We start from the raw sequence: 14,788 nt of genomic DNA on the forward strand, positions 1-14,788 counted from the left end.
ACTATTGTCGAAGTTGGATCGGGATTTGCCTTGTTCCAATGCTCCTCGCCTGCCAACAGACCAACACAGCAAAAACCATAAATACTGAAAGCATAGACTGGAACGCACTGCAATTTACCTGTAGCAAAGAGCAAAACCCAGCATTCGATGACGCGTCTGATACCTTGTTTCAACGTGCAAGAGCCTTAGAGAAAGCCAATAATCCAGCCAATGATGCCGAAATGGTTCGTCTCTATCAGCAAGCTGCCAAACGCGGTCACTATAAAGCAATGCTAAACCTTTCCATCCTCTACGCACGTGGAATCGGTGTAGCTGTTGATGAAGGAAAAGCCCTTGATTTGGTAGAAAGCGCGATGAAAATGCAGTCTGCACACGCTTACTACTCAATGGGTGTCTTTCTCCAGCAGGGTGTGGGTGTTAAAAAAGATAAGACGGCAGCACTTAACTATTTCCGCAAGGCAGCAGATATGGGGAATAAGTATGGACAAACAGCAACAGGCGAAAACATTATTCGTGCATTTCAACAACAACCTGAGCCCATTAGAAGTCGTGGCAAAGCCATTGGAAGGCTAGCACTAGAATGTGCACTATCACAAGACTTGGCTGATGCAGGCCACGCTCTTGGAGTGGACTATCTAATCGTAGAAAAAGATATTCCAACTGCGCTTGAATACTTCAAAAAAGCAGCATCTCTTGGCAGCAAAGACAGTTTATTTAAACTCTATTTTGTTTTCGGCAGGGGGGAGCATGGAATCCCCAAGGATCCTAAACGCGCATCTTGCTATTACGAATTGCTTGAACAACGCCGAGCCGATCCAAATAAACGTTTTCCTGATATTGATCAGATCTGCCCATTACCGCCGCTGTTGTTACCACACTGAAAGCAATTACCGCATCATAGCTGCAAATAATCGATCAGCGCTGCTTGTATATATCAACATATAAGACCAAGACTGCATAAATATTTATTTAAAATCAATAAATTGAATTATGCATACGACTTATGATCGAGAATAATAACAGTGTTATTCATGCAACACTTTATAAATCATTCGTGCCATAACATCGCCTAAACCGGGAACATTTTTTAAATCATGTTCAGAAGCTTTAAGTACCCCTTGAATCCCACCAAAATGGGTCAGTAAATCACGACGACGTTTTGGACCCAAGCCCGGAATAGCCTCAAGTACCGAACCTCCACGACGCTTATCTCGCTTAGCGCGATGTTTGGTGATTGCAAAGCGATGTGCTTCATCACGGACCTGTTGAATCAAATGCAGAGCTTTATGGTCTTCAGGAAGCTGAATCTTCGTGCCATCGGTAAAATGTAGTGTTTCTAAACCGGGTTTACGCCCTTCACCTTTGGAGACACCCACCATAAATGCATCTAAACCAAGCTCTTGCATAACTTCCATCGCCATATGAAGTTGCCCTTTCCCCCCATCAATCAATAATAAATCGGGTAACATGGCTTTTTTATAACGGCGTGTTAAGGCTTGGCGCATTGCGGCATAATCATCACCGCCAGTAATATCTTCAATCGCAAATTGGCGATAATCGCGTTTACGTGCGCCACCTGCATCAAAAACCACACATGATGCAATGGTTGCTTCGCCCATAGTATGGGAGATATCAAAGCATTCAATACGATCAACAGGTCGTCCACAGACTTGTTCCAGTTGATGAAAACGCTCATTTAATTCTAAATGATTGGCTAATTTTCCTTTGATCGCATGCTGAACATTCATCTCAGCCAACTCAAGCCATTCAGCACGAGTTTCACGAACATTGTGTTTAATCTGAATTTTCTTTTCAAATTGTTGATGTAAAGCTTCTTCCAGTTCTTTTCGGTCTGTCACATTTACATTGACAATCAGTTCAGTAGGAACTTCATCTGCGACCTGAAAATAAAAATTGGCGATAAAGTCAGATAGCATTTGACCCAAATCATCATCTAACATATCTGGAAAATAACTTTTTCCACCCAGCATTTTCCCATTACGCACATGCATGATCTGTACACAGGTCACACCTGCTTGATAGGCAATGGCAAGAATATCAGCTTCACCTTTGACTTTATAAATAGCTTGCTGTGCTTGGACATCACGCAGTAAGGCCATGCGGTCACGGTAAAATACCGCTTTCTCAAATTCTAAATTTTCTGCCGCTTGTTCCATTTTTTGAATCAATTCCTGATTCAGTTCTTTGGTATCGCCATTTAAAAAACGAATCGAGTTTTGTACGTCTTCATTATAAGCTTCGGCTGAAATCAGCCCCACACAAGGCGCAGTACAACGCTTGATCTGATATTGCAGACAAGGACGTTTACGCTGTGAAAAATAGCTGTTTTCACATTGACGAACATTAAATAATTTTTGTAGAACTAACAGTGTATCTCTTGCATTATAAGCGCTTGGATAGGGGCCAAAAAACTTACCCACTTGATGTTTGCCTTTGCCCCGTCCTGAAGCAATACGTGGATAAGGTTTATCTGCGGAGACAAAAATATAGACATAGGATTTATCATCACGCAACATAATGTTATATGGTGGGCGATGCAGTTTTATTAGATTCTGTTCGAGTAATAAAGCTTCTGTTTCAGAACGGACGACAAGGGTTTCAATATTATAAATACGTGCAACCAAAGCCTGTGTTTTCGGATGTTCAATCGTTTTGACAAAATAACTCAGTACGCGATTTTTTAGATTTTTGGCTTTTCCGACATATAATAATTCACCCTCTTTTCCCAGCATTTTATACACACCAGGTAAAGTCGTCATATTGGCTAGAATCTTTTCGATATTTTCACGTGCGTTTTCGTTCACAGTAGACTTTTAACTTTGGACTATAAATGGATGATGTAGTTAGATCATCCATTTTTCAAGTCTACTTGAGTGAATTACTTGCGCTTTCTATTGGAACATATCTTGATTTTTCATTTTTTAAAGGGCTGATTCGCAGCTTTATAGGCGATACGGTTCATCCAATTACACGCCAATTCATCAGATTTATGATAAAAAAATTCATTTTGAGGATGATATTTTCCACGATAGTCGTTTCCATCTATTGTGAGCTTTACATTGCTATATAGGGTGTTTTCCTTGTCTTTGAATCGCGTCCAAGCCACATTATTCCAATTTCCTGTTGCTTCTATTTCTAAATCTGCAAATACCTTTGCATCAATGATATACGGTAAGAACTCAATATATTCATGATTACTATTGGCTGACAAACTTTGCCAACAAATAGAGCCTTTTGGAAATACTTCATTTGGCGAATAACCTAACCCTAAGATTGCAAGTAAAATCTGACCTGTCACACTACTCCTCATTTGACGGATTGGATTATAAATATCATCCGTAATCAATTGCCCAGAGACATCAATTTTCTTATATTGATAAGATAAAACCAAAGGTTGTTCAGCAATATAATTACTCACGGAATATTGTAATTTCGTTCCATCAAATGTTGCAGACTCACCCAGCAAGTATGTATTTTGATCTAATTGTGGTGGGGTAAATGTCGAAATCGCATTTTGTGTTAGATAATATTTTGAAGTTTCTTCTATAGAAGCATCTTGAATCAAGAGATTTTTATTTTCATTAATATGGTAAGTTTTTGCTCCAAATAGTAAGTCAATGCCTCCACCTTGAAATGAATATAGGGTATCAAATTTATCTGATTCGCTTTTTGAATCATCCGATCCACCACCACAAGCTGTTAAAATTAAAGCATTGATTATAAAAAATATTGTTTTTTTCATTATCGCAGTTCACTCGACTATTTGTTTTGAATCATTATTAACCAATATTTCATAAAATCACAAGTGAAAATTGCTTCAAATTTGACTGTTTTTATTTTCATATAGTTGATTATTAACATTATTATAACCTTGCTTAGACCTTATCATTTATCTTTCATGTCTATAAAAAAGCTATTTTACCGTTTATGAAAATCAGGCTTGAGGATGATCTTTATCATGATATTGTCTCATCACTTTCTCTTTATAGACTTTAAATGCATTAAAGCCTTGTGAAAGCACAAGCAACATTTCTGCTGCACTGTTCACCCATACAGCATCGTTCAAATCGGGAATATTGTGTTGATCATGATTAGTAGCTGGGATGATATACATGGGATTAGTTTGCGAATTGACGATCAGCATTTTTCCAGCCACGCACAGATCATAAATAAAGATGCATTCTTCTTCACTTAGCGTGGCATGGTATATTCCACCTGTAATAGGTTCAGATTGCTCTAATGGGTCTAAATATAAATCACTCAAATAACCATTAAAAGCTAAAGCCTTTTCATTCTGATCAACTAATGCTCCACTGCCTACTTGAGTATGAACATATAATTGATTTTCCGCTAAAAATCTGGCGAGTCCATCACGATCGGCATCGACTATCTCCTGATTTTTTATCTGTATAAACAGTAGAGAAAAGCCCATAATAGATTCCTTTATGATGATTCTAAAATATTTATCACAAACGATCGCTATTCTCTATTTATTTAAATCTGAGTACGACCAACTTCTACTGCCTGACGAAAGGCCTGTTGATCTCTTGGAGAAACTAAGACTTGTTTGATTTTTCCATCTTTCATATATTCGATTTTCAAACGATCTAGAGATAAGGCAGGTGATGAAATCGAATTATTGGTTTTGCTGATGTTTTGAATATTTTTCAATGGGATATGCCATTTTAAAAATAGACTATGAATGATCAATGCTTCATTTTCAATGATATAGCGTGTATTGAAAACCGGCCACCAAATCACAGCAATAGTTAACATATACACCGCTGTATGCTCAGGATATTCAACCATAGTGCCTTTTGCATACATGGTATAAAGCAATTGAAGCAGTAGACCTGTCATTGCGATTAAAAAGCCTAAAATCCACCAATCAATTTTAGTATGAAATTTTTGCATCACGCTCTTCAAAGTTTCCCCATACAAAATATTATTCTATCTGAATTTCGAGTTAAATATGACTATAAAATCATCAATTTACATAATAAAAAACGCCCTTTCGAGCGTTTTAATTTTTGACTAAATGTCTAAACATCAATTTTTTAAATAGCGATCAAAAATTTCAAAAAAATCATAATTCTCAATTTGTCGAATACGCTGATTGGCATAATCTTCAACTTGTTGTGCAGTCTGATTGATGATTTCAGGTAAATTTAAAATTGCCTGTTCACTAAGCTCTCTTAAATTAAACATTTTCTGCACATTGTCAGTGCTTTGTAATAATACATTACGTTTACGATTGATCTCTTTGCAGGTTTCACCAATCGTAAATAATGCTTTATAGAGATCGCGAATTTTCTCGATTTGTTTTTTATCAATATCGATAGAAAAATGCTGTTCACCTAATTGGAACTTGATTTCAGCATCTAAATCCACGGTACCTGCTGTTTCTAAAAGTACATTTTTAATTGGGTTGTGTTTATATAAGTAGCGATACAACATACGTTTTTTACTGATGGCACTTTTACCATCTAGATGCATAAAGGCTACATTGGTAAAGCAATATTCATCTGTTTTACTTTTGATGACAAAGAAAATTTTCTCGTTATCTTCATGAAAAATATAATCATCAATATCTGTTTTATTGAAATCATGTGGCTCAATAATTGTTCCAATATCACTCATACCCATCATTTCTGAGGCTAAATTTTTAAACATTTTGTGTTTTCCAGCGCTTTTATAAATTATGAAAGTAAATTAAAAAAATCGAGCGTTAAACTCAAGTCAAAATTTGTTATTAAAAAAAACGCCCTGACGGGCGCTTTAAATCAAATCATTTTTTCGAAAAATGCAATGATCTGTGACATATATGGTCGAATAAAAATCAGGAAGAAAATCCCTAACATCAAGAACCATTTTAAAAAGTAATACAACTGACGATTGGTTTTTTTCAAGGCTTTGGCTTTAATGCGGATTTGGTACACATAACCAAAAACTTTGTTTAACCCCCCAGTTTGATCACCCGCTTCATTTGGAGAGCTGGCAGCAGTCATCACTTTTTTACCGAACCAGTGATTAAAGCGCTGCATAAATTTTGTTTTTAATGGGCGCTCTACATCAGCAAAAAAGATAATACGATTTTGGTCTGTGGTATTTTCAGCATAATGAATATAGGTTTCATCAAAGACCACGCTTTCACCATCACGCCATGAATAACGCTGACCATCTACATCAATAAAGCAACGATCATCATTTGGCGTAATGAGCCCCAAGTGATAACGCAATGAACCTGCATAAGGATCACGATGGCGCACTAATCGACTATCAGGTGCAAGCTCGGTAAACATTGCTGCCTTGATACTTGGCAAGGTTTTCAGCAATTCAGTTGTTTTTGGGCAAAGCTCTGCTGCTGACGGATGCGCTGAGTCATACCATTTTAGGTAAAACCGTTTCCAACCTGTTTTAAAGAATGAATTAAAGCCTAAGTCATCATATGTACTTGAAGCCTTAATTCCACCTTTGGCATATAACGCTTGCGCCTCTTCACGAATCATTTCCCAGTTTTCATCTAACACTTTTAAATCTTTAAAATGTTGTGTGTCGATATACGGCTGATTCGGCACTTTTGAAAACATATACATGAGAAAGTTAATTGGTGCGAGTATCGTTGAATGGTCAAAAAATTGACGATAAAACGAATGTCGCACTTTACCGCGATTTTGGATATACAAAGCAGAAATCACAAAAATCGCCAATATGATCCATTTAATCATACAGCACTCTTTTCATTAATCAGGTTAATCAAGCAACATGTGCTGATAGAATTTTAAATCTCAAAAAGTGAGAATGTTTCTACAAATTATAACAAACCTATAAATCAAAAAGCCATAATGACCTAATTGTATGTTTTTATTAATTATTATTAAAAATAAACCAAATTTGTAGTCACTTCTACAAATTTGGTTTAAGTTTTATGAGACAGACATCTAAGTTGTTTTCTTATTTATTCCAATCAATAAGTCTTAAAGAAGCCAAAGCTGATGCAGCTTGCGTGTTATATATAAAACACCCATTCTTGAACCGTTCAATATTTAACGTTGCTGTTCTTCTTTGTTTGTCTGTTGTGGCTATGGCTAGCAGTTTTTCCCATTGTTTAATTTCTTTGGCTCTCGTCCATTCAATGTCACTTTCGTAATTAGCCAAATATGTTTTATCTTGATATTTAACTGCCACATAATCATCACTGGTTATGCCCGTATCAGTTTCATAAATAGTCGTCCAAGGAACATTTTGCCAATTACCACTTGAATAACGATAGGTTAGGTCTAATGGCTTAACTTGTTGATTTAAAAAATCAACATAAGCAGAACTTGCTTCTTTTAATTCTTCAAATGTTCGCTTCGATTCAGTATCTGTCTTGAAACTAAAATAATCTTGGTTGTTCTTTTGAGAGATAAAACGATAACAGTTACTCCCCTGTGGAAAACGATCATTGCCGTATGAAGCTAATAATTTTCGTGCTTCATTATAATTATTTTCACTGTCGAAACCTAAACTACGATAGCCTGGTAAAACCGTATCAAAAATATTTTTTCCTGAGACATCAACTTTTTCTAATTTAAGATCCGTTTTAACATTACCAATTAAGGTTGAGGTCCATGAAGTCATAGAGTTTAATGCAACTGTATTCGGTGCAATCTCACGTGGCGTATATAATTTGTTGGCTGTTAATATATATTCTCCTAGAAATTTGTTAGCGTCAGAACTCTTAAACTGTTTATTGAAAATCTCATAATATTCCATAGTCAAGTTATCAGAGTCATCATCTAATTCATAATTAACAGCGTAATAGCGTGTTCCATTATCCAAGCTGTCTTGTGCTGTTGAAGGTTTCGAATTATCTGATGAAGAGTCACCACCACCACCGCATCCAACCAAAGACAAGGATAAAAAAATAGCTGTAAATGCGAGTTTCTTGTTTTGTGTATTCATAACGGGTTCTTTTTTTGAGTAAATACCAAGCAAATATTACATATATAATACAAAACATTCAATAGATTATAAAGATTTTCTAAACAAATAATTAAATTTCACACCAATTGACCTAAATGACAAAAAAAATGAATCACTATGGATGGTTTTTCTTATTCATTTTTGTAAAGAAAGGCACAAAGGAATTTACATTAAATAAATAAATTTCAAATATTTATGCAAAAAACATATAAAATTCTTAAAATTTAAAAGCTTAATTTAATCTTCTACTCAAAAAAAATTGATGACCCTTGCGTCACGGCTTGATACAACTTGTTAGGTTATTTTTAGATATAGTTATCGTAAGATTAGTGAAGTCGAAATGTGTGCGGGAATTGCATACACACTTCAAAACATCAACTTAAGAAGTCCTCCAAAAAAGGAGATCAGGGCATGATCCACGCTGGCAATGCCATTACCGTCCAATTGCTTTCGGACGGAATTGCAGAATTCCGCTTTGACTTACAAGGTGAGTCGGTTAACAAATTCAACCGTGCAACGATTGAAGACTTTAAAGCTGCTATTGAAGCTGTAAAAAATAACAGTGAAGTGAAAGGTCTCATCGTTACCTCTGGTAAATCAACATTTATCGTTGGTGCAGACATCACTGAGTTTGGTGAAAATTTTAAGCAAGGTGAAAGTGCAATTGTAGAATGGGCAATGCCTGTTCACGAGATTTTTAACGCTTTTGAAGATCTAGAGATTCCTAAAGTTGCTGCGATCAATGGTATTGCATTGGGCGGCGGTTTTGAAATGTGTTTGGTATGTGACTACCGCGTAATGTCAAATGCTGCAACAGTGGGCTTACCAGAAGTTAAACTGGGTATCATTCCTGGTTTCGGTGGTACTGTTCGTCTAAGCCGTTTGATTGGTATTGACAATGCGGTTGAGTGGATCGCGACTTCAGCAAACAAACGTCCAGATGCTGCGCTGAAAGACGGTGCTGTAGATGCAGTTGTTGCGGCTGACAAACTCCAAGAAGCTGCGATTGATCTTGTTAAACAAGCAATCTCTGGTCGTTTAGACTGGAAAGCAAAACGTCAAGAAAAATTAGAGCCTGTTAAATTAGACATGCTTGAACAAATGATGGCGTTTAACTCATCTAAAGGTGTGGTCCTTGCGAAAGCAAACCCTGCTCAATACCCTGCGCCAAAACTTCTTCTTGATTCACTTCAAGCTGGTGTAAGCCAAAAACGTGATGAAGCGTTAAAAATTGAAGCTGAAGCATTTGCTAAAGCTGCGATTACACCACAAGCAGGTGCATTGATCGGTTTATTCATCAATGACCAAGTTGTGAAAAAAGCCTCTAAAAAACATGAGAAAGGTGCTCACCCTGTTAACCAAGCAGCTGTTTTAGGTGCGGGTATTATGGGTGGTGGTATTGCTTACCAAGCGGCAAGCAAAGGCACACCAATCATCATGAAAGACATCGGTAACCCACAGCTTGCTTTGGGTATGTCTGAAGCGAATGGCTTGTTGACTAAACAAGTTGAACGTAAAAAGATGACACCTGCAAAAATGGGTGAAACACTTGCACGTATCCGTCCTACTTTAAGCTATGACGAGTTTAAAGAAGTTGACATCGTGATTGAAGCAGTCACAGAGAATCCTAAAATCAAGGAAGCTGTGTTACGTGATACAGAAGCAAAAGTTCGTGAAAATACGATCATTGCTTCAAATACCTCTACGATTTCAATCACGCGTCTTGCAAATGCATTGACTCGTCCTGAAAACTTCGTGGGTATGCACTTCTTTAACCCAGTTCACATGATGCCTTTGGTTGAAGTGATCCGTGGTGAGAAAACATCTGAAGAAGCAATTGCGACAACAGTTGTTCTTGCTCAGAAAATGGGTAAAACACCAATCGTTGTAAACGACTGCCCTGGCTTCCTTGTAAACCGTGTATTGTTCCCTTACTTTGGTGCGTTTGACCTTCTGCTTAAAGATGGCGCAGACTTCCAACAAGTTGACAAAGTCATGGAAAAATTCGGCTGGCCTATGGGACCTGCTTATTTGATCGACGTTGTGGGTATCGACACTGGTGTGCATGGTGCTGAAGTTATGGCTGAAGGTTTCCCAGACCGCATGAAGCCTGACTATAAAGGCGCGATCGAAATCATGTACGAAAACAAACGTCTTGGTCAAAAAAATGACATTGGTTTCTACAAATACGAGCTTGATCGTAAAGGTAAGAAAGCGAAATCTATTGATCCAACTGCGTATGAGCTTGTTGCAACGATGGCAACAACTGAAAAGCACGAGTTTGATGCTCAAGAAATTATTGACCGTATGATGCTCGCGTTCTGTAACGAGACTGTTCGTTGCTTAGAGGACAACATTGTTTCTACTGCTTCTGAAGCAGATATGGCAATGATCATGGGTGTAGGTTTCCCTCCATTCCGTGGTGGTCCAGCGCGTTACATCGACCAAACAGGTGTTGCTGAATATGTTGCGCTTTGCGACAAATATGCACACTTAGGTAAGGCTTATGAAGCGCCACAAATGTTGCGTGACATGGCTGCAAACAACAAAAAATTCTACGGTTAAGGAGCAACGTGAATGGCTACTTTAAATCCACGTGACGTTGTCATCGTTGATGGCGTACGTTCTGCAATGGGTAAAACCAAAAACGGTATGTTCCGCAATGTACGTGCTGACAGCTTATCTGCTGAATTGGTTCGTGCTTTAGTTGCTCGTAACCAGTTTGATGTCAATGAAGTTGAAGATTTGATCTGGGGTTGTGTTAACCAAACCCTAGAACAAGGTATGAACATTGGCCGTAACATCGTGTTATTGGCTGACTTACCGAAGACTGTTGGTGGTCAAACTGTAAACCGCCTCTGTGGTTCTTCTATGCAGTCAATCCATACTGCTGCGGCGCAAATTGCAACCAACCAAGGTGATGTATTCATCATCGGTGGGGTAGAGCACATGGGTCACGTTGGTATGATGCACGGCATCGACCTTAACCCAGAAGCATCTAAGCATTATGCGAAAGCATCTAACATGATGGGCTTAACTGCTGAAATGTTAGGTCGTATGAACGGCATTAGTCGTGACGAACAAGATGCGTTTGGTGTTGAATCTCATCGTCGCGCTTGGGCTGCAACTCAGGAAGGTCGTTTCAAAAACGAAATCGTGGGTGTTGAAGGTCATGATGCCAATGGCTTCAAAATCCTTTGCGACATCGACGAAGTCATTCGTCCAGATGCAAACCTTGAAGCATTCAAAGCGTTACGTCCAGTATTTGACCCTAAAGGTGGTACTGTAACTGCTGCGACTTCTTCTGCATTGTCTGATGGTGCATCAGCAATGTTGTTGATGTCTGCTGAACGTGCTCAAGCTTTAGGTCTTAAGCCACGTGCTGTGATTCGCTCTATGGCGATTGCAGGCTGTGATGCTGCGATCATGGGTTATGGTCCTGTTCCTGCAACACAGAAAGCGCTTAAACGTGCTGGCTTAACGATGGAAGACATTCAAACCATCGAGTTAAACGAAGCATTTGCTGCTCAAGGTCTTTCTGTAATGAAAGGCTTGAACATCTATGACAAGCAAGACAAGATCAACTTAAACGGCGGTGCGATTGCATTGGGTCACCCATTGGGTTGTTCTGGCGCACGTATCACCACGACATTGTTGAACGTGATGGAACAACAAGATACTCAAATCGGTCTTGCAACAATGTGTATCGGTCTTGGTCAAGGTATCGCGACAATTATCGAACGTGTTTAATTCTTAATTAAATACCACGATATAAAATCCCCGCTTAATGCGGGGATTTTATAATTAATCTCCTGTAAATTTTACATTTGAAAGTTTCGAGATTTCTTCTTTAAAAAATCTAGTAAAATTACAATATTCATCAATTGTAATAACTTTATCTAGAGATGAATCTATTAGTTTTTTATAGTCTAAATAAGCAATAAAATGAATATATCCATATGAATAATAAAAAGGAAGAATGACTTCATTTTTATATTCAAATTTAATAAAATTATTAGATAAAATATTCCTAGAGATTCTTATCGGAAAGCTTAAATCATCATATTTTTCTTTTGAATATTTACGTTCACATTTATTTAATATCTTTGTCTCTAAAAAATATTTTATAGAATTGACAATACCATCAATTTTATAAATAGCAACCCCATCTCCCACATCAATTTCATCTTTCGAAAAAATTATACTCGTTCTACCTGCTATTGAAATAATACTAAAACCTTCTACTTTATAAAAAAAGAACCCAGATACAAATTTTAAAAATGCATCCAAAAGTTCTATATTCTTAACTATTAAAAAAACTTGTATATTAAATTTTTCTAGAATTAGATCATAATTTGGCAAATGTTCATTCGTTATATAAAATATTTTATTTTCAACAATCTCATCAATATTCATTAAGCCATTATTTGTTAAAAATTTTATATTTGATATGCAATTCAAATCACTCCCATACAATAAATTAGTTAAATTAAAAAACTCATCTTCAATATTTTCAAACCCATTTCTTCTCTCTATAATATCATTTATTATTAAGTTAAAAAAAGATTTCTCAAAATTATCTATAAAACTACCAAGCCATGAATCTCGATTAACATTCAAACATTCACTCGCATCTAACCCATAAAAATCAATACCTATATCATATAAATCACCAAATTTGTAAAATGAAGTACTATAAGAGTTTAATCTAGCAAGTTGCCCTTTAAAATATAATGTTAGATTCCCCCTAAGCTGAGCTTTACTTCTTTTTCTAATTAATAACTTTATATTTAGCTTTTTATTCCAATAATAATTATCAAAAAAAAGACTGCTATCTTCAATAATGTTTTCATTTTCAATCAAAATCTCATTTAATTTTAATTCTTCTTCAGAATTAAATTTAATTTTAATATTACATTCATGACTGAATATTTCTTTAATTTTCTTTATAATCTCCAAGAATACTAAATTTCTTTTTTCATCTTCAAATTGGGTCATAAAACCAAATTTTTTCAAATAATTATCCTGCACAAAAAAGCTATTTTGAAGTTTCACTATATCTAAGGGCACTTCCAATTTTGTCCCTGATTTCCTAGAAATTCCTTGAAGCTTCTTAATAAAACAATAACCATTATTTTTTTTAAGTGGTGAATGCATTTCCACGCTAAAAGTATCATTTGTGATAAAACTTTTGGTTTCAAACGATATTTTATCAGCCAATAAAAATGCACTTTGTAATCCTATTCCAAAATAACTTGATGGCTTTAACCATTCTGGCATTTGTGAAATTATATTTTTTCTTGAAAAGTTTTTATTAGATCCTGCAATTTTTTGAACAAAACTTAGATCATCCAAACTAAAACCAACTCCATTATCTTTTATCGACAAATACCAGCCATCTGATTTTTCTAAAAAGTCTATTTCAATTGGGTAATTTTCAATTATAGATTTAAATGCCGAATCTAGAGGAGATAAGTCTTTTAATTTTTCTTGGTTTTCTAACCAAATCCTAATTTGAGTTGCATCAATTGAATTTTGAATAAGTTCTCTTAAAATACTTGATATATCTTTATACAGATTTGCACCTTGTAAAATTTGAATAGCATTTTTTTCTTCTAAACCAAATTTCATTGGCTTTTGGTTCAAAAGCTCTTTATTTCCATCAATTTTTACATCTAATTGTTCAATTGTAGGTAATGAACCAAATTTTGGATCTGGTACAATTAAGTTCCATTGAGACATTTGATTCTGAAATTCTTCACGTATCCATCCAAACCAATTTTGAGTTTCTACATAAGACATTTCATCTGGGCATTCTGCAACAAGCTTTACAGTTCGTTTATCAAGTTGAAACTCTCTCAAAGAGAGGTGCTTATCATAATGATGTTTACTTAAGGAAGGCATATTACTAACTTGCTTTGCCATTACAGGGCAAAAACGATTGTCATCCAAATCAAATAAATCTCCCAATCTCAAAAGACAAGCAACAAATAGAGGGTGACAATCTTCTGTTCCTAGCCCCGTTTGGCAACGAGGAAGTACTTCCATCATTTTGTCAAAGTTCATTCCATGCCCAACACAAATATTTCCTAAATATCGAAATAATCTTGTGGGTAGCAACTCTGTACGTGGCGTATTAATCCCTAAATTTTTATAGTCTTCTAAAACTATATCACCAATTCTATTCGCATGCTCCTTACGAAAATATTCAGCAATTAACTGACGATATTTTTCCACTCCATCAAATGGATGCTTTTCTAGTGCTATAGCACCTTGCCAACTATCGTTTAAAAATACTTTAGCAAACTCATATAAATCAGAGCTCTTATTTTGTACTATCTCTCGAAGCATTTTTTTAAAATTTTCTTCATTATGAACTTTCTTTGCTTTTTCCGAATCAACCAGCATTCCAGCATCATGCCAATATGCAGCTTCTAGAATTAACCATGTATCTGTAGCACTTAATAATTCAATATCGTTTCCAAGAATACGTTCAATATTAACTAAAATCTGTCGTGAATGTGAAGCATTATGATTGCTAAAATGTGGATAAAAACCACCAATATTCTCTAAAGCTTTACCTACAAGCTTTTGATCGAATTCCCATTGCGACAGTAAAATTTTTACATTGTCATCTTCTTCACATTTCTTTTTTAAATGGGAAATTAAATTAGTACTCATAGCTATTCATCAATTATTGTAAAGTTGTTGATATACTAGCAAATATTCTAATTAAATCACTATTTAGGCGCTTATTCTTTTCACACAAATTTTAGATTCATAATCAACAAAAAGCCAA

At 35.9% G+C, this 14,788-nt stretch carries 11 protein-coding genes; 3 read left to right on the plus strand and 8 right to left on the minus strand.

Annotation, left to right across the window (positions count from 1 at the left end; translation table 11 throughout):
- The first annotated feature begins 38 nt into the window (after positions 1 to 38).
- A complete protein-coding gene (locus tag L3V46_RS20260) occupies positions 39 to 881 on the plus strand; it encodes a tetratricopeptide repeat protein (RefSeq protein WP_239046610.1) in 843 nt (280 codons plus the stop codon).
- A gap of 144 nt (positions 882 to 1,025) precedes the next feature.
- Here the strand turns inward: L3V46_RS20260 and uvrC are convergent, their stop codons facing one another.
- The 7 genes from uvrC to L3V46_RS20295 form a co-directional block, all read right to left on the minus strand.
- A complete protein-coding gene (gene uvrC, locus L3V46_RS20265; protein WP_004818546.1) occupies positions 1,026 to 2,825 on the minus strand; it encodes an excinuclease ABC subunit UvrC in 1,800 nt (599 codons plus the stop codon).
- Positions 2,826 to 2,935: 110 nt separating this feature from the next.
- On the minus strand, positions 2,936 to 3,763 hold the full coding sequence (locus L3V46_RS20270) for a hypothetical protein (RefSeq protein WP_239046611.1): 828 nt from the start codon (positions 3,761 to 3,763) through the stop codon (positions 2,936 to 2,938).
- 192 nt (positions 3,764 to 3,955) lie between these two features.
- The gene (locus tag L3V46_RS20275; protein WP_239046612.1) at positions 3,956 to 4,453 is read right to left on the minus strand and encodes a hypothetical protein; all 498 of its coding nucleotides are present in this window, start codon (positions 4,451 to 4,453) and stop codon (positions 3,956 to 3,958) included.
- A gap of 62 nt (positions 4,454 to 4,515) precedes the next feature.
- Positions 4,516 to 4,935, minus strand: a complete 420-nt coding sequence (locus L3V46_RS20280) for a PH domain-containing protein (protein WP_239046613.1) — start codon at positions 4,933 to 4,935, stop codon at positions 4,516 to 4,518.
- A gap of 135 nt (positions 4,936 to 5,070) precedes the next feature.
- Entirely contained in the window at positions 5,071 to 5,694 is a 624-nt protein-coding gene (locus L3V46_RS20285) for a PH domain-containing protein (protein WP_239046614.1), read from the minus strand.
- 110 nt (positions 5,695 to 5,804) lie between these two features.
- A complete protein-coding gene (gene lpxO, locus L3V46_RS20290) occupies positions 5,805 to 6,749 on the minus strand; it encodes a lipid A hydroxylase LpxO (RefSeq protein ID WP_239046615.1) in 945 nt (314 codons plus the stop codon).
- A 226-nt stretch (positions 6,750 to 6,975) separates the two neighbouring features.
- Positions 6,976 to 7,968: a hypothetical protein gene (locus tag L3V46_RS20295; RefSeq protein WP_239046616.1), complete on the minus strand. Its 993-nt coding sequence runs from the start codon at positions 7,966 to 7,968 to the stop codon at positions 6,976 to 6,978.
- 432 nt (positions 7,969 to 8,400) lie between these two features.
- Here L3V46_RS20295 and fadB point away from each other — a divergent pair, with 432 nt between their 5' ends.
- Together fadB and fadA are read left to right on the plus strand one after the other, a co-directional pair.
- Complete coding sequence (fadB, locus tag L3V46_RS20300) at positions 8,401 to 10,554, plus strand: fatty acid oxidation complex subunit alpha FadB (protein ID WP_004818537.1); 2,154 nt, start codon at positions 8,401 to 8,403, stop codon at positions 10,552 to 10,554.
- 12 nt (positions 10,555 to 10,566) lie between these two features.
- Entirely contained in the window at positions 10,567 to 11,739 is a 1,173-nt protein-coding gene (gene fadA, locus L3V46_RS20305) for an acetyl-CoA C-acyltransferase FadA (RefSeq protein WP_004718442.1), read from the plus strand.
- A 54-nt stretch (positions 11,740 to 11,793) separates the two neighbouring features.
- Here fadA and L3V46_RS20310 read toward each other — a convergent pair whose 3' ends face one another.
- Positions 11,794 to 14,670, minus strand: a complete 2,877-nt coding sequence (locus tag L3V46_RS20310) for an ATP-binding protein (RefSeq protein WP_239046617.1) — start codon at positions 14,668 to 14,670, stop codon at positions 11,794 to 11,796.
- Positions 14,671 to 14,788: the final 118 nt, after the last annotated feature.

The sequence above is a fragment of the Acinetobacter sp. AG3 genome, from assembly GCF_022343575.1.
GTDB lineage: Bacteria > Pseudomonadota > Gammaproteobacteria > Pseudomonadales > Moraxellaceae > Acinetobacter > Acinetobacter guillouiae.